Origin of the sequence: Paraburkholderia sp., assembly GCF_024281035.1 — a bacterium.
GTDB lineage: Bacteria > Pseudomonadota > Gammaproteobacteria > Burkholderiales > Burkholderiaceae > Paraburkholderia.
This window is the reverse complement of sequence record NZ_JAMXLH010000014.1, coordinates 82,682-104,128: the sequence shown is the minus strand read 5'-3', so window position 1 is coordinate 104,128 and position 21,447 is coordinate 82,682. Positions and strand designations below refer to the sequence as shown.

The 21,447-nt window shown below is 65.8% G+C and carries 15 protein-coding genes; 14 read left to right on the top strand and 1 reads right to left on the bottom strand.

The features are described 5' to 3' along the window. Positions 1–97 precede the first annotated feature (97 nt). The 10 genes from Q0L30_RS03275 (at position 98) to Q0L30_RS03230 (ending at position 16,344) form a co-directional block, all read left to right on the top strand. Positions 98–2,797 carry a sugar ABC transporter gene (locus Q0L30_RS03275; RefSeq protein ID WP_296651095.1) on the top strand — a complete coding sequence of 900 codons (2,700 nt, stop codon included), beginning with the start codon at positions 98–100 and terminating at the stop codon, positions 2,795–2,797. After that, complete coding sequence (locus tag Q0L30_RS03270) at positions 2,787–6,806, top strand: tetratricopeptide repeat protein (RefSeq protein ID WP_296651092.1); 4,020 nt, start codon at positions 2,787–2,789, stop codon at positions 6,804–6,806. The genes Q0L30_RS03275 and Q0L30_RS03270 overlap by 11 nt, the downstream gene beginning before the upstream one ends. A gap of 105 nt (positions 6,807–6,911) precedes the next feature. Further along, positions 6,912–7,457, top strand: coding sequence for a penicillin-binding protein activator LpoB (locus Q0L30_RS03265; protein WP_296651090.1), 546 nt, complete (start codon positions 6,912–6,914; stop codon positions 7,455–7,457). Between the two features lie 44 nt (positions 7,458–7,501). Then, the gene (locus Q0L30_RS03260; protein ID WP_296651088.1) at positions 7,502–8,935 is read left to right on the top strand and encodes a PelD GGDEF domain-containing protein; all 1,434 of its coding nucleotides are present in this window, start codon (positions 7,502–7,504) and stop codon (positions 8,933–8,935) included. Beyond that, entirely contained in the window at positions 8,928–9,938 is a 1,011-nt protein-coding gene (locus Q0L30_RS03255; protein WP_296651085.1) for a hypothetical protein, read from the top strand. Before Q0L30_RS03260 ends, Q0L30_RS03255 begins: the two co-directional genes overlap by 8 nt. Further along, positions 9,935–11,629: a GT4 family glycosyltransferase PelF gene (gene pelF, locus Q0L30_RS03250; protein ID WP_296651082.1), complete on the top strand. Its 1,695-nt coding sequence runs from the start codon at positions 9,935–9,937 to the stop codon at positions 11,627–11,629. Before Q0L30_RS03255 ends, pelF begins: the two co-directional genes overlap by 4 nt. After that, positions 11,629–12,999: an exopolysaccharide Pel transporter PelG gene (pelG, locus tag Q0L30_RS03245; RefSeq protein ID WP_296651080.1), complete on the top strand. Its 1,371-nt coding sequence runs from the start codon at positions 11,629–11,631 to the stop codon at positions 12,997–12,999. The genes pelF and pelG overlap by 1 nt, the downstream gene beginning before the upstream one ends. Before the next feature lie 40 nt (positions 13,000–13,039). Further along, the gene (locus Q0L30_RS03240) at positions 13,040–13,999 is read left to right on the top strand and encodes an endo alpha-1,4 polygalactosaminidase (RefSeq protein WP_296651078.1); all 960 of its coding nucleotides are present in this window, start codon (positions 13,040–13,042) and stop codon (positions 13,997–13,999) included. A 188-nt stretch (positions 14,000–14,187) separates the two neighbouring features. Next, on the top strand, positions 14,188–15,765 hold the full coding sequence (locus Q0L30_RS03235) for a methyl-accepting chemotaxis protein (protein ID WP_296651075.1): 1,578 nt from the start codon (positions 14,188–14,190) through the stop codon (positions 15,763–15,765). A gap of 273 nt (positions 15,766–16,038) precedes the next feature. Continuing rightward, positions 16,039–16,344 carry a hypothetical protein gene (locus tag Q0L30_RS03230; protein ID WP_296651073.1) on the top strand — a complete coding sequence of 102 codons (306 nt, stop codon included), beginning with the start codon at positions 16,039–16,041 and terminating at the stop codon, positions 16,342–16,344. 223 nt (positions 16,345–16,567) lie between these two features. Here the strand turns inward: Q0L30_RS03230 and Q0L30_RS03225 are convergent, their stop codons facing one another. Then, positions 16,568–17,470: a LysR family transcriptional regulator gene (locus tag Q0L30_RS03225; RefSeq protein WP_296651070.1), complete on the bottom strand. Its 903-nt coding sequence runs from the start codon at positions 17,468–17,470 to the stop codon at positions 16,568–16,570. A 103-nt stretch (positions 17,471–17,573) separates the two neighbouring features. Between Q0L30_RS03225 and Q0L30_RS03220 the strand changes: the two genes are divergently transcribed. From Q0L30_RS03220 to dkgB, 4 genes are all read left to right on the top strand, one after another. Continuing rightward, positions 17,574–18,776, top strand: a complete 1,203-nt coding sequence (locus Q0L30_RS03220) for an MFS transporter (RefSeq protein ID WP_296651067.1) — start codon at positions 17,574–17,576, stop codon at positions 18,774–18,776. A gap of 46 nt (positions 18,777–18,822) precedes the next feature. Continuing rightward, a complete protein-coding gene (locus Q0L30_RS03215; protein WP_296651063.1) occupies positions 18,823–19,164 on the top strand; it encodes an adenylate cyclase in 342 nt (113 codons plus the stop codon). Positions 19,165–19,280: 116 nt separating this feature from the next. Further along, on the top strand, positions 19,281–20,519 hold the full coding sequence (locus Q0L30_RS03210; RefSeq protein ID WP_296651060.1) for an MFS transporter: 1,239 nt from the start codon (positions 19,281–19,283) through the stop codon (positions 20,517–20,519). Between the two features lie 106 nt (positions 20,520–20,625). Continuing rightward, a complete protein-coding gene (gene dkgB / locus Q0L30_RS03205; RefSeq protein ID WP_296651057.1) occupies positions 20,626–21,432 on the top strand; it encodes a 2,5-didehydrogluconate reductase DkgB in 807 nt (268 codons plus the stop codon). Positions 21,433–21,447: the final 15 nt, after the last annotated feature.

Genomic DNA, 21,447 nt, shown 5'->3' with positions numbered 1-21,447 from the left:
GATTCAATTTATCCGGGTACGGAAGTTGGCAAGTCTTGCACATAAGATGGCGCTCTCCACGCGAGAGGCTTTACGTTCGACGGGGTGTTTCAAACTAATGCGCACGCTGGCCGCCTGCATCGCGGTCAGTGCGTATTCGCATGTCGCCTGTGCAACGCCAGCCGACGCAGCGATGACGATTGCCGCCGCAACGACCGGGCCGCGCCACGTCAATCTCGCCACTTTCGACGCCGACAATCCGCCGATGGATCTGCTCCAGGCGTTCGACGCCGTCGTGCTCGATCCGGCACGCGCGTTCGATCCAGCCTCGCATCCGCTTGCACATACGATTTACGTCGCGCGCACGACGGCGCAACCCGGTGAACCGGTAGCCAGTTTCATGGAGCAGGAAATTGCTCCGCTCTGGAGACGCGGCTTTCACGGCTTCGTGCTCGATACGCCTGCGGCTCGCGATGCCCTCGGCGCAATTCGCGCAGCATATCCGGACGCCGCGATCGTGCTCGCGGGCGACGACGCATTGAACACGGCTCGCGCGCACGCCAGGGACATCTACGCCGTGCTGTCCGGCCCGTTTTTCACCGAACCGCAGACCGACGACGCGGCACCGGCCCCCACACAGCCCGTTCCACAGCCCGGCGCTGCGCCAGGTGCGCTTCAAGCGGCGCAGGCGTTCACGCACGAGACCGGCATTCCGGTCGTCTCGCTCGAATACTGCCCGGCGACTGACCGCGCGTGCGCGCGCCGCACTGCACAGCAAGTGCTGTCGGCAGGGCTCGATCCCTACGTAACCGCTGCTGAGCAGGACGTCGTCGGCATCGGCCGCGTCGAGGTGATGCCGCGCAAGGTGCTGGTCGTGCAGGACCGTGAAGCCGACGAGCAGATCGACTCCACGCCGGGCGTGCGCGTGCTCGCCACGCCGCTCAACTACCTCGGATACGAAGCCCAGTATGTGGACATCACCGGCGCGCTGCCGGCGAACGTCACGCCCGACCAATATGCGGGCGTGGTGGTATGGATCCAGCACGGCGACGTCGACAACCAGATGGCGTGGCGACGCTGGCTCCGGCAGGTCGGCGGCGCGCACGTGCCGATCGCCTTTCTCGGCCAGTTCGGTTTCGCGGCTGGCGATTCGGGCGTGCTTCCAGGACTCGCCGCCGTGAGCGGTCCGCTCAAGGGGCCGCTGTCGATCGTCACGCGCGACCCCATGATCGGCTTCGAAGCGATGCCGGCCCCCGATCCGCGCGATCTGCCCAACGTGCGCGTGACCGGCGCGGGCCGCTCGCTGCTCGCCATCGACGCAAATGGTACGCGCGTGGACGCCGCGGGCGTGATGCCGTGGGGCGGTTTCGCGCTGAACCAGTACACCGAGATCTCGCTGAACGGCATCAACCAGGAGCGCTGGGTGATCCAGCCGATCGACTTCCTGAAGTCGGCGTTGCGGCTTGCCGCGCTGCCGGGCCCGAGCGTCACGACCGAAAACGGACGGCGTCTTTTCATGAGCCACGTGGACGGCGACGGCTTTGCCTCGCGCGCCGAATTTCCCGGCCCGGACTATTCGGGCGAGGCGCTTTATCAGCGCATCTGGACCCGCTATCCGATCCCGACGACGCTGTCGGTCATCGAAGGCGAAGTCGGCCCCGACGGCCTGTATCCCGCGATTTCGCCGCGTCTCGAAGCCATCGCGCGCAAGATGTTCGCGCTGCCGTACGTCGAGATCGGCACGCACACGTACTCGCACCCGTTCATCTGGGAGGAAGTCGACGGCAAGAGCGGCGGGCAAACCGACCGCGGCGGCTCCGACGCTGCGTTCTCGCTGAACATTCCAGGCTATCGCTTCAATCTCGACCGCGAGATCTTCGGTTCGATCAAGTACATCAACACGCGTCTTGCGCCGCCCGGCAAGATGGTGGACGTTCTTCAATGGTCCGGCGACTGCATGCCGCCAGCCGTTGCCGTGAAGCGCACCTACGATGCGGGCGTATTCAACATCAACGGCGGCGACACGGTCATCACGCGCAACAACAACAGCTGGACGAACATCGCGCCCATCAGCATCGACAAGGGTCCCGGCGCGTACCAGGTGCTCGCGCCGAACCAGGACGAAAACGTCTACACGAACGACTGGCAAGGCCCGTTCTACGGCTTCACCCAGGTGCTGCAAACCTTCGACATGACCGACCGGCCATTGCGCTTCAAGCCGATCGACGTCTATTACCACATGTACAGCGGCACCAAGCTCGCGTCGTTGCGCGCACTCGACACGATCTTCAGCACCGTGCTCGCGCAGCCGGTGCTGCCCGTGCAGATCGCCGATTACGAGCGCAAGGTGCTCGACTGGCATACCTTCGCGGTCGCGCGCGAAGGCGACGCATGGCTCGTGCGCGGCAACGGTCACGTGCGCGAGTTGCACTGGGCCGCAAGCGACGTGCCGCGCATGACCGATGCCACGGGCGTCACCGGTTACGCGCCGGGCCCGGACGGCACCTATATCCATATCGACGGCGGCAGCGCGCGTTTCTCGCTCGTCCGGTCCGATCCGAACGGCGCACTCCCGTACATCGCTCAGGCCAATGGTTTCGTGCGCAACTTCACGCGCACCGCGCACGGGCTGCGCTTCGAATTCGGCGGCTACTACCAGCCGTTCGTCGCCATCGCGCACGCGGCACAGTGCCGTGCGAGTAGCGGTGGCCGCGCGCTCGCCACGCAACGCCAGGGCGACACGCTGCGCATCGTCACGCCGGCAGTCCCCGGCGTGCGGGTGACGTACCAGCCCGTCGAGGTCGCCTGTGGCCAATGACCGGCCCCGCATCGCCACGACCTCCATGCTCGCGGGCGCCACGATCGCGCTCGTGGCGACGTTCGCCGGTACCTACAACGCGGCGCATCTACGCACGCGCGTGCTCGGGGACAACACGCCGAACGCGCTGAATACGGCCTACCTGGAAGCGTGGCTGCGCAGCGCGCCCAAGGACTCGACGTATCTGAAGGCGCTCGGCACCCAGTACCTCGGATTTGGCCGGCTCGACGACGCCCAGCAGGTCGCCACGCGGCTCGCCGCGCTCGGCACGCCCGACGAGCGCCGCGAAGCCGACGACCTGCTGCTGCGCTGCGACCTCACGCGTGCCTTCGCGGCGGAGCCCCATTCGTCCGACCGCGAGGTCTATATCGCCCATGCGCAGGCGCTGCTCAAAGCCATGGTTCCGGAAGCGTGGAGTGCAGACCAGCTGCAATGGCTCGCGACCCAGGCGCTCGCCGTAAACGCACCGGCCACCGCTGCGCGCTACGACGAACGGCTCGTCGCGGCCGACCCCGCGCGCAAACTGCACTGGCAACGCGAGGCGGCACGCTACGATCTCGCGACCGGCGCGTACCGCGAGTCGGCATCGGCTTTCTTCACCGCCCAGGCCATGGCGTCGACCACAGACGAAGCACGCCGCGATTTCATTGCCGCCGTGCGCGCACTCCAGGCAGGCAGTCTGCTCGACGACGCGCTGGCGCAGGGCGACGCGCACATCGGTGCACTCGCAAAAGACCGCGCCACGCTCGAAGTCATGCTCGAACTCGCGCGCGCGGCCAATCGCCCCGAACTGGTCGAACGCTACGCGCGCGCACTCCTGCCGTTCGTCGTGCAGCGGACGCCCGAGGCGGGCGCGATACGGCTCGTCGCCGCACACGCCGCCGCGCACGCCGCCGCGATGCCAACCGTCACGGCAACCGCACACCCTGCGTCCACCCGCCCCGGCACACCACAAGCACCGCACGCAGCGCATGCAGTCTGGCTGCGGCTGCCCGGCATCGACCGCTTTGTGTCCGCGCCTGCGCACCGCGCAGCGGGCGGCATCGTCGGAATCGATTACGCGGCGGCGCAACGGCCACGGCTCGTGCGGATAGCGGCATCTGCGCCCGCAACCGTCGATAAACCGTTGCAGGACGACAAGCTCGCCCTCACGCTCTATCAATCCTTTCTCGAAGCGAACGATCTGGCAGACGCGGAGACCGTCGCGGCAAAGCAGGTCGCGCGCGCAGGCAGCGAGCCCGAGTGGCGCAAGCGCCTCGCGCAGGTCCAGGAATGGCACAACGAGCCGATGGCGGCGATGCAATCGTGGCTCGCGTACGCCAAGGCAACCGACGACCCCGATGGCTGGCGCAACGTCCAGCGCATGGCGCCGATGCTGCACGACGACGAAGCCTACGTGCAGTCGCTCGTGCGTGCGTCGGACGCGGAGCCCGCCAACTTGTCGCTGGTCGACGGCGTGATCGCCGCGTATGAACGGCTCGGCCGCCCCGAGGACGGGCTCGCCTTCCTGAAAGCCCGCGCGCACGGCGCACGCACGGAGGACATCGAGCGCCGCTACGCGTGGCTGTCACAGCGCAGCGGTCACTTCGACACCGCGCTCACGACCTACGAGGCGCTGCAGCAGGCCGTGCCGCACAGCATCGAGTACGCCGAGCGCAGCGCGAACCTGCTGTATCAGCGCGGCGACTACGCGGGCGCGCTCGCCGCACTCAAGCGCGTGCAGCTGCCGGAGGGCGATGGCGACGCGCTCTACTGGCGCACCTACGCCCAGCTCGCGCGGCTGCTGGAGGACGACGCGGATGCCAACATCGCCTACCGGCATCTGCTGCTGAGCCCCGGCACCACCGCCGACGATTTCGCGGCGATGACCTTTTTCTACTACCCGTATCCGATCGATGCCGCGCGCACGGCGACGCGCAACTTCCGCTCGACGGGCGACGTCCAGGCGCTGCACGACGCGCTCACGTATTTCGTTGCCGCGCACGCGCTCGATGAGGCGGGCGCGCTGCTCGCCTCGCTCACACCCGCGCAACGCGCGGCTGCCGAACGCAACCCGGAATTCCTCGCCGCGCGCGCGGAGTATGAGCGCCAGCTCAGCGACACCGGCGCGGCGCTCGCCGACCTGCGCCGCGCGGTGGCGATGCCGGGCGCGAGCAACGATACGCGCGCGGCGTACCTGTGGATGGCGGTGGACGCGGGCAGCGTGGACGAAGTGCGCGCGGCGCTCGAGCGCTGGCGCGATCGCTCGCTCGAGGACGAATCGCTCTGGGGTCCCTATGCCGCCGGGGAAATGCAACTGAACCGGCCGGAAGCCGCCTTGCGCTATCTGCGCCGCCAGGCCGCCTCGAACCAGAACGATCCGCTGTGGCTGCTCACGTATGCGGACGCGCAGGATATGGCCGGGCACACGGAGCAGGCGTGGGCGGTGCGTCGGCGCGTCTGGCTCGCGCTGCTGCACGAGACGCACAGTGCCGAGAAACCAGACGCAGGGAAACCAGGCGAGGGGAAGCCGGCGAAGCGCCTCACGACGCCCGCGCGCAACGAATGGGAAGCGCGCCAGCAACTCCAGGCGCGCCGCGCGCTGCTCGCGCAGGAATTCACCAACGGCGACGCCGCCGCGCGGCTGCTCGACGCCCTTTCGACGCCCGCCGCGAAAGCACCCGACGATCCCTCGGCGGCCAGCCTGCTCGGCAATGCCGAAGGTGTTGCGCCGCTGCCCGCGCCGAACGAGCGCGACGCGCAGTACCGGCGGCTGCGCCACGCGGTGGCGCGCGACGTCGCCGTCGCGTGGGCGCTCTCGGGCGAGCGCAACGAGGTGGCCAGGCGCTGGCTCGCGCGCCGCTACGCAGCCGATCTCGCCGCCGACCGCAACGAGCGGCTCACGATCGCACTGGCCGAAGAAGACACCCGGCAGGTCACCGAGATTCTCGACACGCGCGGTGCGGCGCTGTCGCTCTATTCGCGCATCGACGCCGAGCGCCTCGCCGACCGCGAGGGCGCCGCGCAAGCGCACGCGTTCGCCGGTCTCGACGGCGCGCCGGACGACAACGAGTTGCATACGCGCCTCGTCGACACGTCGCTCTTCTGGGACCAGTCGATCGGCGCGTCCGTCGAAAGCTATGTCGAGCACCCGCTCGACTACGTGCAGCAGACCATCGCGGCAAGCCTCAAGCTGAGCGACCATTACCTGATCGGCCTCACCGCGCGCCAGCGTTTCCAGCACAGCGCCGACGAGACGCAGCTCATCAATGTCGAAGGCGTGGACCGCGCGGCAGCGTTCTATCTGCGCCGGCAAACACGCGACGCAACCGTGAATGCGGCCTTCGGGCGGCGCGACGGACTCGACTCGTTCTATACGTTCCGGCTCGACGGAACGGTGGGCAAGGCGTCGTCGCTCACGCTCACGGGCTCGATCGCGCGCAACGCGCAAGCCGACGAGGTGCAGACGCTCCTGGTCGGCGGCATGAAGGATCTGGTGACGGCCGGTTTCGCGTGGCAGATCGATTCGCGCTGGTCGTTCAACGCGAACGTCGAAGCCGACCGCTTCTACAGCCAGGCGCGCAACTTCGTCGGCACGGGCATCGTTCAGCAGGCGGAAGTCGACTACAAGATCCGCACCGATTATCCGGACTACACGCTGCGCCTGGTCGGCGCGCACGGCAGCTACAACGACAGCGGCCGTCCGGATGCCCTGCTTGCGCGGCTCGTGCCGGCCGGCGCCGCCGGGCCCGGCGTCACGGCGTTCATGCCGAACAGCTACACGCAGTTCGGCCTCTACGCGGGCTTCGGCAACGACCTGGCCGAGCGCTACACGCACGCGTGGCGACCGTATCTGGACGTCGGCATCGTGCACGACACCGTACAGGGATGGGGCGTGGACGCCAATCTCGGCATCGCGGGATCGGTGTTCGGCGGCGACCAGGCCGCGCTCTATTTCCAGCGCGAGCAGGTCGCCCAGAACGGAACGGCCGTCACGATGATCGGCGCGCGCTATCGCTGGCTGTATTGAAGCGCGATTTGAAGCGCGAATTGAAGCGGAATGGCGCAGGCCGCCGGTATGACCCAAAAGACAACCGACAATAGACAACTGACGAATCGAAAAGGAAGAACGCACATGAATGCAATCGCACGCATCCGCAGGAACTGGGCGCACGCGCTGGCCGCTGCATGCATGCTGGGGCTCGCCGCGTGTGCGAGCGTCGACTCGACGCCCGCGCCGGCAATCGCCGCGCCGGACAGCGTCGCCGTGCTGCCGCTGGCGAATTTCACGGAGACGCCCGATGCCGGGCGCGCCGCCCAGGCCATCGCGGCGAACACGCTGCGCAAGCACGGCTTCGCGAGCGTGGCGGCCATGCCCGCCGCCGACAACGGCGCGGCCTTCGACACCACCGCGCAGCCTGGCATCGAGCAGGGCCTCGAATGGGCCCGCGCGCACCACGCAAAATTCGTCCTGAGCGGCGCCGTGGAAGAGTGGCGCTACAAGGTCGGCGTGGATGGCGAACCTGTCGTCGCCCTGTCGTTCGAACTGCGCGAGTTGCCCTCGGGGCGTGTGGTCTGGAGCGCAACGGGTTCGCGCAGCGGCTGGAGCCGCTCGGCGCTTGGCGGCACGGCGCAGAGCCTCGTCGGCAAGCTGCTCGCGCCGCTCGCCGCGCATGGCTGAACGCGCCCGCTACCGCCCAATCCGAGACGCAGATCGAGACGCAGATGGACACGCAGACCGTTAGCCCCGGCGAACAGGCCACGCGCAAACCCGCCGGCCGGCGGCACCTGTACGAGCGCTCCCACGGCAACCCCGGCCGGCTGCGCAGCCTGCTCGCGCCGGTCGCGCGGCGGCGCTTCGCGTGGGTCGAGACCGCAGTCGTCACGATCGTGCCGCTCGTGCTTTCCTGGCTCGTCAATCGCGCCGACCCGCTTGTGCTCAACAGCGGTTTTCCCTGGCTGTGGCTCATTCCGACGCTCGTCGCGCTGCGCTACGGCGTCGCGCCCGGGCTCACCTCGGCGCTGTTGTTCGCGCTGACCTGGGTGTTCGCGTACCCGGCCGGGACGCCGTGGCCTACGCCATTCTTTGTCGGCGGCGGGGTCCTCGTGATCCTCACCGGACACTTCGCCGACACCTGGAACGTGCGCGCCGACCGCGCCAATGCGGTCAACGACTATCTGAACGAGCGGCTCACGGCGCTCACCGATAACCATTACCTGCTGCGGCTCTCGCACGAGCGGCTCGAACGCGACCTGCTCACGCGTCCAACCACGCTGCGCGACTCGATCCACGAACTGCGCCAGCTCGCGGCGGGCAATGCCGCCGACGCGGCCAGGAGCGAACCCGATACGGCAGCCAGGGCAGCGTTGCCGGGCACGGCGCGGCTCGTCGAATTCATCGCCCGGTCCTGCCAGATCGAGGTCGCGGCGCTTTACCCCGTGCACAACGGCAAGCTCGGGCTCACGCCGCTCGCAACAGCGGGCGAGCCCTTCGATCTGGACGCCGCCGACCCGCTGCCCGCACTCGCCCTTTCCACCGGGCAGCTCGCCCACCTCAAGTCGGCGGACGGCGCGGTGCGCGACAGCCGGTATATCGCCTGCGCGCCGCTCATCTCGGCCACCGGCGAGACGCGCGCGCTGCTCGTCGTGCAGCGCATGCCGTTCCTGTCGCTCAATCACGACAACCTCCAGTTGCTCTTCGTCCTGCTCGGCTACTACGGCGACGGGCTCGAATACGCCCGCGCGACACGCGAACTCATCGAGGCCGTGCCAGGCTGCCCGACCGACTTCGGCCTCGAATACGGCCGTCTCGTGCGGCTGCATCAGCGCAGCGGCGTCGCGTCGTCGGTGGTCGCCCTCGCCTTCCCGCGCGACGAAGCGCGCGACTCGCTGTTCGAACACGTCCTGCGCCGCGGACGCTCGGCGGATCTCGCCTGGACGCTGCAAACGCCGCAGCGTTCCGTGCTTCTGAACTTGATGCCGCTGGCCGATGCGACGGGCGTGTCCGGCTACCTCACCCGCATCGAGTCGAACCTGCGCAACCAGTTCGACACCGATTTCGAACGCGCGCACATCGGCGTGCACACGTTGTTCGTGACGGGCGCGTCGGGGAACACGAATCTCGCCGAACTGCTGCAACGGGCGATGGGCCATGCGTAACGCGCTCGCGCTCCTCCTCGCCATGCCGGTTGCCGCGCTGCTGCAAGGCCTGGCCGTGTGGGGCGCGTTGCACCCGCCGGCCGGAATCGGCGCGCTCGCGTGCTTTTTGCTGCTCCAGGCGCCGGCCGCCGCCGCCGAGGCCGTCGTGTTGCGCCGCATGCTGCCCGCCGCGAAGCGCGAGCCGCGGCGCGGCGCGCTCCTCCATCTCTGGGTGCTGTCGTTTTTCATGCCCGGCGTGGGCGGGCTGCTCGAAGTGGTCGCGAGCTACGCCGGCTCATGGCTGGCGATCGTGCGGCCATCGCGTGCGCTCGACCTCGTGGGGCGGCCCGAGTTCGTCTCGCACCTCGTCTCGCGCGTCTCGCACGCCGCGGGCGCGCGCGTGCAGGCGCGTCTCACGAACCGGCATGGCGCGACGGACGACCGCCTCGCCGCACTCGTTTCGATCCAGCAATTGCCGACCCGGACCACCGGCACGCTGCTGCGCAATCTGCTCGCCGACCCGGTCGACGATCTGCGCCTGCTCGCCTACGGCATGCTCGACCAGGCCGAGAACGAGATCGTGAACCAGATCTTCGCGTGCCGCGACGCGCTCGAGCACGAGAGCACCGAAGCGGAACAGCAGGCACTGCACCGCAGGCTCGCCGAACTGCATTTCGAACTGGTCTATCAGCGGCTCGCGCAAGGCGATGTCTACCGCCACGCCATCGCCGAAGCCGAAAAGCATGCGCGCGCGGCGCAATCGCTCGCGAACGGCGAGCGCGACGCCGCGCTCTGCCTGCTGCTTGCGCGCCTCGCGCTCGCGCGCGACCGTGCCGACGAAGCCGCACCGCTCCTCGAGCGCGCACGCGAGCTCAACTTTCCGCGCGAGCGACTGCTGCCGTGGCTCGCCGAAGCAGCTTTCCGGCAAGGACATCACGCCGAAGCCGCTGCAATCGTCGGCGAACTTGCGCGGCACGCCAGCACCCCGGCGCTCAAACCCGTGATCGATTACTGGACACGATGAACCCATCGCTCTATCGCCGCGCCGCGCAAACCGATATCTGCCTGCTGCTCGAAGGCACGTTTCCCTACGTGCGCGGCGGCGTATCGAGCTGGGTCAACGACATGATCCGCGCCTATCCGCAGCGGCAATTCGGCATCGTCTTCATCGGCGGACGCAAGGAAGACTATCCGAAGTCCGCCTATCCGTTGCCCGACAACGTCGTGCACTTCGAAGAGCACTTTCTCTACGGCGCCGCGCCGGTCGAGCCGAAGCAGCATCGCCGCAAGGTGCGCGGCGACCGCGAAGCCTTCGCGCTCTCCGCCACGTTCCATGAACTGCTGCGCGAGCGCGACCGGCAGCCGGAGATCAGCGCCATGATGGTGGAACTGATCTCGATGCTCGCGCACGGCGGAAAGCTCGACGCCGACCAGTTTCTGCACAGCCGCGAATCGTGGGAGTACATCGAGCAGGAGTATCGCGAACGCTGCACCGACCCGTCGTTTACCGACTACTTCTGGACCGTGCGCAACATGCACCAGCCGCTCTGGCAGCTCGCCAACGTGGCGGCCCAGACCGTGCAGGCCAGGGTCTACCACACGATATCGACGGGCTATGCGGGCTATCTCGGCGCGCTGCTGCATCACCGCACCGGTCGCCCGCTCGTCGTCAGCGAGCACGGCATCTATACGAAGGAACGCAAGATCGACCTGCTGCAAAGCCGCTGGATTCGCGACAACCGCGGCGTGTTCGAGCGCGACATGTCGGACGTGAGCTATTTCCGCGACCTGTGGCTGCGCTTTTTCGAAGCGCTTGGTCGGCTGGCCTATGACGCCGCCGACGAGATCGTCGCGCTGTACGAGGGCAACCGCCAGCGCCAGATCGCCGACGGCGCGCGTGCCGCGCTGACCCGCACGATCCCGAACGGCATCGACGTCGATGCGCTGATGCCGCTCGTCGAACGGCGCGCGGCGCGCACGCGGCGCGTGGTCGCGCTGATTGGCCGGGTCGTGCCGATCAAGGACATCAAGACGTTTATCCGCGCCATTTTTATCGCCGCGCGCACGATGCCCGACATCGAAGGCTGGATCGTCGGCCCCGAGGATGAAGATCCGGCCTACGCGCACGAATGCCACGCGCTCGCGCAAAGCCTCGGGCTGGAACGCAACCTGAAGTTCCTCGGCTTCCGGCGCATCGACGAAGTGCTGCCCGAGATCGACGTGCTCGCGCTCAGTTCGATCAGCGAAGCCCTGCCCCTCGTCGTGCTGGAAGGCTTCGCCGCCGGCATACCGGCGATCACGACCGACGTCGGCGCATGCCGCGAGCTGATCGAAGGCGCGCAGCCGGAAGATCGTGCGCTCGGCTCAGCCGGAGCGGTCGTGCAGATCGCCAATCCCGCCGGGCTCGCGAGCGCGGCCATCGACCTGCTGACCGACGAACCACGCTGGCTTGCGGCACAACGTGCCGGAATGGCGCGTGCGCAACGTTATTACCGGCGCAGCCAGATGATCGAGCGTTACGAATCCATCTACGCGCGCGCCAGCGCGCAACCGGAGCGCGGGCACGATGGACCTGCGGCGGGCGCGGCGGCGTCGCAGCCGGGCCACGCCGCGCACGGCTGCCCGTTCCACGCGAAAACGCAAACCCTTGCACACGCAACGACGCGCGGCGGCGCGCTTGCCGCGCTGCGTGCGTTCTTCAACCGGAGTCGCTAATGGCCGGTATCGGATTCGAACTGCGCAAGCTGATGGCCCGCGAAACGCTGACCGGCGTCGCGCGTGCCTATCTCTACGCGGGCCTCATCAGCTCGGGGCCGATGATCCTCTCGTGCTTCGGCATTCTGATCATCGGCACGCTGAGTTTTGCCGTCGTGATACCGACTGTGCTCATCACACAGTTTCAGGTGTCGGTGACCTACATGATCGCGTTCAGCCTGATCGTAACGGGACCGCTGCAACTGTCGTTCACGCGCTTCGTCTCGGACCGGCTCTACGAGCACCGCGACGACCTCGTGCTGCCGAATTACCGCGCGATCCAGCTTGTCTGCTCGGCGGTGTCGGGCACGATCGGCATCCTCGCGATGAGCGTGGGCTTCGACGCAACGCCGCTCGCCTACCGGCTGCTGATGATCGCGGGCTTCGTGATTGCGAGCAATATCTGGATCGCCGTGATCTTCCTCTCGAGCATCAAGCAGTACCGGCAGGTGCTGTGGTCGTTCGCAATCGGCTACAGCGCCGTGGTCGGTCTTGCGCTCGGACTGAACCATTACGGGCTGACCGGCTTGCTCGGCGGTTTCGTCGCGGGCCACGCATTGCTGTTCCTGTGCCTTTCGACGATCGTGCATCGCCAGTATCCGGGTTCGCGCTACATTTCGTTCGAAGTGTTCGACCGGCGGCTCATCTATCCGAGCCTCGCCTGGGTCGGACTGATGTTCAATCTCGGCGTGTGGATCGACAAGTTCGTCTTCTGGTTCTCGGACGTCACGGGCACGCGCGTGGTGGGCTGGTTCCACGCATCGGTCATCTACGACATTCCCGTGTTTCTTGCTTACGTGTGCGTCATGCCGGCCATGGCGGCGTTCCTCGTGCGCATCGAAGCCGACTTCGCCGGTTACTACGACGCGTTCTACGACGCGGTGCGCACCGGCGCCACCCTGCAGCGCATCAACGCGATGCGCGACATGATGGTGCGCAGCGTGCGCACCGGTCTCGCCGAAATCGTCAAGGTCCAGATCGTCGTGGTCCTGCTGATGCTCGCGTTCGGCGCGGTGCTCCTCGGCGCGCTGCACATCTCGTCGCTGTACCTGCCGCTGCTGCTCGTCGACGTCATCGCCGCGAGCCTGCAGGTGCTGTTGCTCGGCCTCTTCAACGTCATGTTCTATCTCGACACGCGCCGCGACGTGCTGCGGCTCGCCACCTTCTTCATCGTGCTCAATGCGGTCTTGACGGTGGTGTCGATCCGGCTCGGGCCAGCCGCGTATGGTTACGGGTTCGCGGCGGCGCTGCTGATCGCGACGATCCTCGCCATACGCTCGCTCGACGCCAGGTTCGCCACCCTCGAATACGAAACGTACATGCTCCAATGAACGTTCAGCAGGCAAACATCATTCAAGCCGGAATGCCGGTATGCAAGGGCCTGTTCACATGAATAACGGCCTCGACAAGGCTCAAAACCGGCGGTCCGCACGACGCCTTCTCTCGCGCGGCGCGCGGTTGATCTCCGCCGTGCTGTACGCATGTGGCATGGCTTCCGCCGCGCACGCGGGCACCGGCGGCGACACACCCGCGCCCGATCTGCGCGTGGCGTTCTACTACGGCACGACGCCGCCCACCGCGCTGCTCGCCCACTACGACATCGCGGTCCTCGAGCCGGACAGCGGATTCCAGCCGGGCGAGCATCCGCTGCCCTGCACGCAGTGGTTTGCCTATGCGAGCGTCGGCGAGATGACCCCGCAGCGGCCGTACTTCGCGCAATTGCCGAAAGACTGGCTCAAAGGCCGCAACCAGAACTGGGCGTCGCACGTGGTCGATCAAAGCCGTGCAGGCTGGCCAGCGTTCTTCGTGCGCCACGTCATCGATCCGCTATGGGCGCGCGGCTATCGCGGCTTCTTTCTCGACACGCTCGATTCGTATCAGCTCGTGACGTCGACCGAAGCCGAACGCGAACGCCAGCGCGAAGGAATCGTGCGCGTCATCCATGCGATCAGGAAGAGCCACCCTGCGGCAAAGTTGATCCTCAATCGCGGCTTCGAATTACTGCCTCAGATACACGACGACGTGAGCGCCGTTGCGTTCGAATCGCTCTATCGCGGCTGGGACCAGGCGCATACGCGCTATGTCGATGTGCCCCAGGCGGACAGAGACTGGCTGCTGGCCATGGCGCATACGGTGAAAGAGCGTTATGGCCTGCCGGTGATTTCAATCGACTATTGCGCGCCGGACGACGCCGCATGCGCGCGCGAAACTGCCGCGCGCATTTCCGCCGACGGCATCGTGCCATTCATCACGGACGGTGCGATCCAGACGTTGCAGCAGGCAACGATTCCACCGCTACGCGAATCGGCCGCATGTGCTCCGGCCAGATAGCAGTGGTTGATTTGCCGTAAATGACAGCTCAGGAAATAAGCGACGCCCCAAATGTTTGAATGGTCGCGTCGCAATTCGCACCCGCCCAGCCTCAAGCCCTGGCTTCCAGCGCCGTAAACGACGGGTAGACACATCGTCTCCATTGCCCCGTTCGCTCCCCCCGCACCTCCTTCAGTCAGGTATTCGTAATGTTCAGCAAAATCCAAGTGGCCGTCGGCATGCTGTGCGTGCTCGCCGCTTTCTGCATATTGCAACTGGTCACCGCCGGCCTGGGTTTCTGGTCGCTCGTGCGCACGCACGACGACGTCGGCGATCTGACGCGCGTCGCGCTCCGCCAGGAAACCGCGATTAACGAAACGACCCAGCACCTCATGGACGCGCGCATCAACACGTCGCGCGCGGGCACGCGGATGGTGCGCGGCGGCACCGAGCCTGCCGACATCGTCAATCACGCGCGCGAGCAATTGCAGCTCGCCGATCAATCGTTCGCGAAGTTCGCGAACACGCCGCCCGTCAACGACGAGAACCGCGCGCGCATGGATGCGATCGCAAAGACCTATCGCGCCTATCACGACGCGCTCGTCGAACTGACCCAGTATCTCGACGCCAACAATATTCAGGCGTTCCTCGACCAGCCCACCCAGTCGTTTCAGGACGCGTACCTGAACGACCTGCACACGTTCGTGCAGTTCAGCACGGCCGCGAGCCGCGCATCGCTCGATTCGATCGACAGCCGTCTCGCAGTCTTTCGCGGCGTTGGCATCGCCATCCTGGTCGTGCTGGTCGTGCTCGCGGCCAGCGTGTACCTGACGCTCAAGCGCGGCGTCGTCGCGCCGCTCGAGGAAGCGGGCCGCCACTTCGAACGCATCGCGCGCGGACATCTGGACGAGCCGGTCGTCGCACACGGCGCGAGCGAAATCGGCCGTCTGATGCGCGGTCTCGCACACATGCAAAGCAGCGTCGCACGCACCGTGCAGACGGTACGCGAATCGGCCGATTCGATCCACATCGGCGCGGACGAGATCGCGACCGGCAATGCCGATCTATCCGCGCGCACCGAAAACCAGGCCGCATCGCTCGAACAGACGACCGCGAGCATGGCCGAGATGACGGGCACCGTGCGCCGCAACGCGCAGCATGCAGGCGAGGCTCGCGAACTCGCGAACGGCGCACTCGACGCGACCTCGCGCGGCAGCGCCGTGGTCAACGACGTCGTCGAGCGGATGCAGGCGATCGCGCGAAGCTCGAACAAGATCGCCGAAATCATCGGCCTGATCGACGGCATCGCGTTCCAGACCAACATCCTCGCGCTGAACGCGGCGGTCGAAGCCGCGCGCGCAGGCGACCAGGGCCGCGGCTTCGCGGTGGTCGCGGGGGAAGTACGCGCGCTCGCGCAGCGCAGCGCAAACGCCGCCAAGGAGATCAAGGCGTTGATCGACGATTCGGTCGACCAGGTGCGCGGCGGCTCGGAACGCGTCGAACATGCGGGCGACGCGATGCGCGAAGTGTCCGAATCGATCTCGCGGCTCGCGCAGATGATCGGCGACATCAGCGACTCGTCGCGCGAACAGAGCACCGGCATCGAGCAGGTCAATCAGGCGATTGCACAGATGGACCAGATGACCCAGCAGAACGCGGCGCTGGTCGAGGAAGCCGCGGCGGCCGCGATGTCGCTGCATCAGCAAACCCGGCAGATGAAGGATGCGGTGGCGGGTTTCCGGATCTCGCAGGCCGTGCTCAGCAGCGCCGCACGCGTCGCGGACTGAGCGGACGTGATCCGGGTGATTCGAATCGTTCGAATCGCCCGGATTTATATTACGTTTGCCATTCTGAATATTACGCTCGCCATTCGATAATCGCGGAAGCTTGAGTGCATCCAGCATGACCTGGATGCCGGGCGCAGAGCCAATAAAAGCGATTACTTAACGGATGCTTAAGAAACGGCGTTGTTACAGAAAATATAGATATTAAGAATACGTTAGAGGTGTCCGTTATACGTAATGTCGTCGTATGACGACGTCTCACTAGGAGAAAACATCGTGTCAGTACAAGCAGTCAATAACCAGCAGATCAGTTCGGTTGCAACGGGTGTGAGCACGCAGGCACAACAGGCTGCAAAGTCTGCGCAGCCTGCATCGGCCGCGAAGACGGGCAGCGCGACGTCGTCGGCACAGTCGCCGGCGCCGCAAGCTTCGTATACGGTCAAGATCAGTGCCGCAGCACAAGCCCTGCTCGCTGCGCGCGCTGAAGCAGCGGAAACCTCGGTGCAAACCGCGCAGGAAGCTGGACGCGGCGACCTGCAGGCTCAACGTCTGCTCGCAAAAGAGCAAGCCGCGAAAGCCTGAACGCAGCGTAAAGCGAGCCAGGCCATGCTCCCGCAGGTTTAGATTTCGCATCGACGCGCAATGGCTGCAACCGGAATGGCCATCGCACTGAGATAGAGGGAGTGGCTCAAGGCTGCAACAAAATAAAGCCACCTGCCCCGTTTGAAAGGCAGGTGGCTGACACAGCGTCAATTCAATAAAAAAGTGAGCGCAACTGTAAATAAACAGTAATTCGACTGTAAATTTACTGTTCGAATTCCGTCCCGCGCACCGCTTCGCGCAGATAATCGACAAAGGATGCAATCCGCGTGGAAATCGCGGTGTTCCGATAATAGACCGCGTTGATTGGCTGCCGCACATCCTGTGTCTGGCGGGCAAAAAGCTGCACAAGCGCGCCATCGCGGCGATCGCGCGCCGTCATGAAGTCGGACAGGCAGACGATGCCGGCGCCCGCCAGCGCGAGCTGCCGCAACGTCTCTCCACTCGATGACCAGATGGCCGGGGCGATGCGATACGACTCATTGTCCGGCCCCGCGATCGGCCAGACGTTGAGCGCCTCAGGCTGATTGAATCCCAGCAGCGTGTGCTTCGCGAGGTCTTCCACGCGCTTCGGATGACCATGGGCTTCCAGATACGCGGGGCTCGCGAGAATACGCAGACGGCTGCGGCCTATCGGCTTGCCGTGCAGCGTGGAGTCCTTCAGCCGGCCTATCCGCACGGCGACATCGGTGCGCCGCTCAAGCAGATCGATGATCCCTTCGTTGCTGTTGAGTTCCAGTTCGACTTGCGGAAAGCGCTCGCGATAGCCCTGCACGAGCGGCACGATCACATGCAGCATGAACGGCGTGGCAGCATCCACGCGCAGCCGCCCCGATGGCCGCTCGCGACGCGTGGCCATCTGCTCCTCCGCGCCTTCCACCGATGCGATGATCGCGCGCGCGTCGCCAAGAAACGCGCGCCCTTCCTCCGTCAACTCCAGACGCCGTGTCGTCCGGCGCAGCAGCGTGGTCTTGAGCTTGTCCTCCAGCCTTCCCAACGTGCGGCTCGTCGCGGAGATGGTCAGACCGAGTTGCTGCGCGGCTGCCGTAATGGAGCCGGTATCGACAACGCTCACAAACGCCTGCAGCTCGTCCAGTGTGATCTTCATTTTTGATTTCAAATCAAAACAATTTCCTTTATAAGCGACTTTTTCGGCAAAAGTAAAGGGCGCACACTCCGTCCCGTCTTCATCGAAGCCAGGACAGCACGTCATGCCTCTCGCCCTCCTCGCGCTCACCATAAGCGCTTTTGCCATCGGCACGACCGAGTTCGTCATCGTGGGTCTGATACCGACGATTTCGTCCGATCTCGGTGTCAGCCTGCCCTCTGCCGGTCTGCTCGTGAGCCTGTACGCGCTCAGCGTCGCGCTCGCCGCACCCGTGCTCACGGCGCTGACCGGGCGCGTGCCGCGCAAGCTGCTGCTCGCCGGACTGATGGCGCTCTTCACCGTCGGCAATCTCGTCGCCTGGCGCGCACCGAGTTACGAGTCGTTGATCGTGGCCCGCATCCTGACCGGCCTCGCACATGGCGTCTTTTTCTCCGTGGGCTCGGTCATCGCCACGACGCTCGTGCCGCGGGACAAAGCGGCCAGTGCAATCGCAACCATGTTCAGCGGCATGACGGTCGCCTTCGTCGCGGGTATTCCGCTTGGCACCTTGATCGGTCAGCACTTCGGCTGGCGCGCCACGTTCCTCATCGTCGCCTGCTTCGGTTTGATCGCGTTTGCCGGCGCCGTCGCCTTCGTGCCGCGACAACTCGCGCATACGCGTCCCGCAGGACTGTTCCAGCAGTTCCGCGTGCTCGGCGAGCCGCGTCTCGCGCTCGTTTATGCCATGACTGCGGTGGGTTACGGCGGCTCGCTCATCGCGTTCACGTTCATGGCGCCGCTGCTCGAACAGATTGCGGGCTTCACGCCCTCCGAGGTCAGCATCGTGCTGGTCGCCTATGGCGTGTCCGTTGCAGTCGGCAACATGTGGGGCGGCAAACTCGCCGACCGCGCGGGCCCGGTGCGGGCGCTCAAACTCATCTTCCTGCTGCTCGCCGCCGTGCTGTTCGCCCTGACTTTCACGGTACATAACCGGTGGCTCGCTGTGATCACCATGCTCTGCTGGGGCGCCGTTGCGTTCGGTAACGTGCCCGCGCTGCAGGTGTACGTCGTCAAGCAGGCGCGCCATTTCGCCCCCGAGGCCGCCGACGTCGCATCGGGCTTCAACATCGCCGCATTCAATCTCGGCGTGGCGGGCGGTTCGTCGCTCGGCGGGCTGATCGTTGCGCACCTCGGCATCGGCCATACCCCGTGGATCGCCGCCGCCGTGACGCTCGGCGCATTCGCACTCACTGCGCTGAGCGGCCGCCTCGATCAGCGCGATGGTTTGCCCGAGCGCACGGCCGAAACCGTGGAAGTCGCTCAGTGAACCGCGCTCAGTAAATCCTTTTCCCAGTCAGCAGGAGATCACCCGCATGAACGCATCGAACCACCCGACCCGGCAACGCCCGCCGTTCGCAGGCAAGTCCTTTGAAGTGCGCTACGACGGCCTCACGGCGATCAACGCCTATGCCGAGGACGGCGTCCACATGCGCTACGAGATCACCGAAGGCGACTTCGCGGGCGCAAAGGGCGAAGTCGCCTATACGTGGCAGCACGTCGCCGGCGAGATCTACGCGATCTCGTGGCAGGAAGCCAACCGGGCGACCGTCGTGCATATCGATGACTTCGCGGCCGGCACGTCGCGATCGTTCTTCACCGCGCCGTCGCTCGACTTCTACCGGCTCGAAGGCAGTCTGAGCGCAGTCCGGGCGTAAAACCCTGAAAGCGATTCGATCCTGTCCGCTTCACCCGAAAAACCGATCGAGGCGTTCAGCGAAATCGCCCGTGAAGTCCTTCACCCTTTCCATCAAGACATGACGGAGAAAACGGCATGAACCCGGCGCAACTATCGAAGCCAGATCGGTCGGGGCAACCCGGCAGCGCATGGCTTTCGTTGCTGGCGCTCGCCATGGGCGCATTCAGCATCGGCACCACCGAGTTTTCGCCCATGGGGCTGCTGCCAGTCATCGCCCAGGGCGTGCATGTTTCCATCCCGACGGCCGGCATGCTGATTACGACCTACGCCATTGGCGTCATGATCGGCGCGCCGCTGATGACGCTCGCCTTGTCGAGCTGGTCGCGCAGAACATCGCTCATCGCGCTGATGAGCATCTTCACCCTTGGCAATTTGCTCTCGGCGATGTCGCCGAACTACACGACGCTGCTGCTCGCGCGCATCGTCACGAGCCTCAATCACGGCGCGTTCTTCGGGCTCGGCTCGCTCGTCGCGGCGAGCGTCGTGCCCCGTCACAAGCAGGCGAGCGCGGTCGCCACCATGTTCATGGGCCTGACGATCGCCAACGTGGGCGGCGTGCCCGCCGCGACGTGGCTCGGCCAGACGATCGGCTGGCGCATGTCGTTCGCCGCGATCGCGGCGCTCGGGGTGCTCACGATGCTGGTTCTGCGCGTCGCGCTCCCGAAGGGCGAAGCCGGCAAGGTTCCGCACGTGCGCGGCGAGTTGAAGGTACTCACGCGCCCGGTGGTGTTGATGGCAATGGCCACGACCGTGCTCGGCGCGGGCGCGATGTTCACGCTGTACACGTATATCGCACCGACCCTCGAACACCTCGCGGGTGCATCGCCCGCTTTCGTGACCGCCATGCTCGTGCTCGTGGGCGTGGGCTTTTCTATCGGCAACGTCGCGGGCGGCCGGCTCGCGGACCGCTCGCTCAATGGCAGCCTGATCGTCTTCCTGATCTTGCTCGTCGCCATCATGCTCGCCTTCCCGCTGCTGGCAAGAACTCGTCCGGGTACTGCAATCGCCATCGTGATCTGGGGCATCGCCACCTTCGCCGTTGTGCCGCCCTTGCAGATGCGCGTCATGCGTGCTGCGGCCGAGGCGCCTGGGCTCGCGTCATCGGTCAACGTGGGCGCGTTCAATCTCGGTAATGCCCTGGGCGCAGCCGCCGGCGGCGCGGCGATTTCCGCGGGCTTCAGTTATGCCGCAGTGCCCATCGTCGGCGCGCTGATCGCCGCATCGGGCCTCGCGCTGGTGTTCCTGCAGATCGTCCTGCAGCGCGGGTATCCGCAGCGCAGTTCGGCACGCGATCTTCCGTCGACCAATATTTGATTTTTATTCAATTGTATTTAGCGTTTGTCGATCTTTTTCGCATAGATCGGATTGAGCACAATTCCTCCATCGACATCTCGTTTCCATCACTGCCCCGGAGAACCTCATGAGCAATATCCCCGCATTCGGCCTCGGCACGTTCCGTCTGCAAGGCCAGGTTGTTATCGATTCGGTGCGCAACGGTCTCGAAGCCGGCTACCGCGCCATCGACACCGCACAGATTTACGGCAACGAAGCCGAAGTCGGCGAGGCAATCGCCGCATCCAGCATCGCACGCGAGAAACTCTTCCTCACGACCAAAATCTGGGTCGACAACTACGCGCGTGAAAAGCTGGTGCCGAGCCTCAAGGAAAGCCTGAAAAAGCTGCGTACCGACGAAGTGGACCTCACGCTCATTCACTGGCCCGCGCCGAACAACGGCGTTTCGCTTGAAGAGTTCATGAGTGCGCTCGCCGAGGCGAAATCGCAAGGCCTCACGAAGCAAATCGGCGTGTCCAACTTCAATATCGAACTGACGAAGCAGGCCATCGCCGTGGTCGGCAAAGAGAACATCGCCACCAACCAGATCGAGCTCAGCCCGTATCTGCAAAACCGCAAGCTCGTCGAGTTCCTCCAGCGCGAAGGCATTCACGTCACGTCGTATATGACGCTCGCCTACGGCAAGGTGCTCGGCGACCCGGTGATCCGCGAGATCGCCGCACAGCGCAGCGTGACTCCGGCTCAAGTGGCACTCGCATGGGCGCTGCGCCTCGGTTATTCGGTCATTCCTTCGTCGACGAAGCGCGAAAACCTTGCCAGCAACCTGCTCGCGCAGACCCTGAAGCTGACCGACGAAGACATGGCCCGGATCGCGGCGCTCGAACGCGGTGGCCGCGAAGTGAGCCCCGAAGCTCTTGCGCCGCAGTGGGACTAGTCCGGCGAAACCCGT

What these genes read in the sequence shown, in the direction of transcription:
- Q0L30_RS03275 (WP_296651095.1), top strand. Translation starts at nt 98, where the DNA reads ATGCGCACGCTGGCCGCCTGCATCGCGGTCAGTGCGTATTCGCATGTC.
- Q0L30_RS03265 (WP_296651090.1), top strand. Translation starts at nt 6,912, where the DNA reads ATGAATGCAATCGCACGCATCCGCAGGAACTGGGCGCACGCGCTGGCC.
- Q0L30_RS03260 (WP_296651088.1), top strand. Translation starts at nt 7,502, where the DNA reads ATGGACACGCAGACCGTTAGCCCCGGCGAACAGGCCACGCGCAAACCC.
- Q0L30_RS03255 (WP_296651085.1), top strand. Translation starts at nt 8,928, where the DNA reads ATGCGTAACGCGCTCGCGCTCCTCCTCGCCATGCCGGTTGCCGCGCTG.
- pelF (WP_296651082.1), top strand. Translation starts at nt 9,935, where the DNA reads ATGAACCCATCGCTCTATCGCCGCGCCGCGCAAACCGATATCTGCCTG.
- pelG (WP_296651080.1), top strand. Translation starts at nt 11,629, where the DNA reads ATGGCCGGTATCGGATTCGAACTGCGCAAGCTGATGGCCCGCGAAACG.
- Q0L30_RS03240 (WP_296651078.1), top strand. Translation starts at nt 13,040, where the DNA reads ATGCAAGGGCCTGTTCACATGAATAACGGCCTCGACAAGGCTCAAAAC.
- Q0L30_RS03235 (WP_296651075.1), top strand. Translation starts at nt 14,188, where the DNA reads ATGTTCAGCAAAATCCAAGTGGCCGTCGGCATGCTGTGCGTGCTCGCC.
- Q0L30_RS03225 (WP_296651070.1), bottom strand. Translation starts at nt 17,470, where the DNA reads ATGAAGATCACACTGGACGAGCTGCAGGCGTTTGTGAGCGTTGTCGAT.
- Q0L30_RS03220 (WP_296651067.1), top strand. Translation starts at nt 17,574, where the DNA reads ATGCCTCTCGCCCTCCTCGCGCTCACCATAAGCGCTTTTGCCATCGGC.
- Q0L30_RS03215 (WP_296651063.1), top strand. Translation starts at nt 18,823, where the DNA reads ATGAACGCATCGAACCACCCGACCCGGCAACGCCCGCCGTTCGCAGGC.
- Q0L30_RS03210 (WP_296651060.1), top strand. Translation starts at nt 19,281, where the DNA reads ATGAACCCGGCGCAACTATCGAAGCCAGATCGGTCGGGGCAACCCGGC.
- dkgB (WP_296651057.1), top strand. Translation starts at nt 20,626, where the DNA reads ATGAGCAATATCCCCGCATTCGGCCTCGGCACGTTCCGTCTGCAAGGC.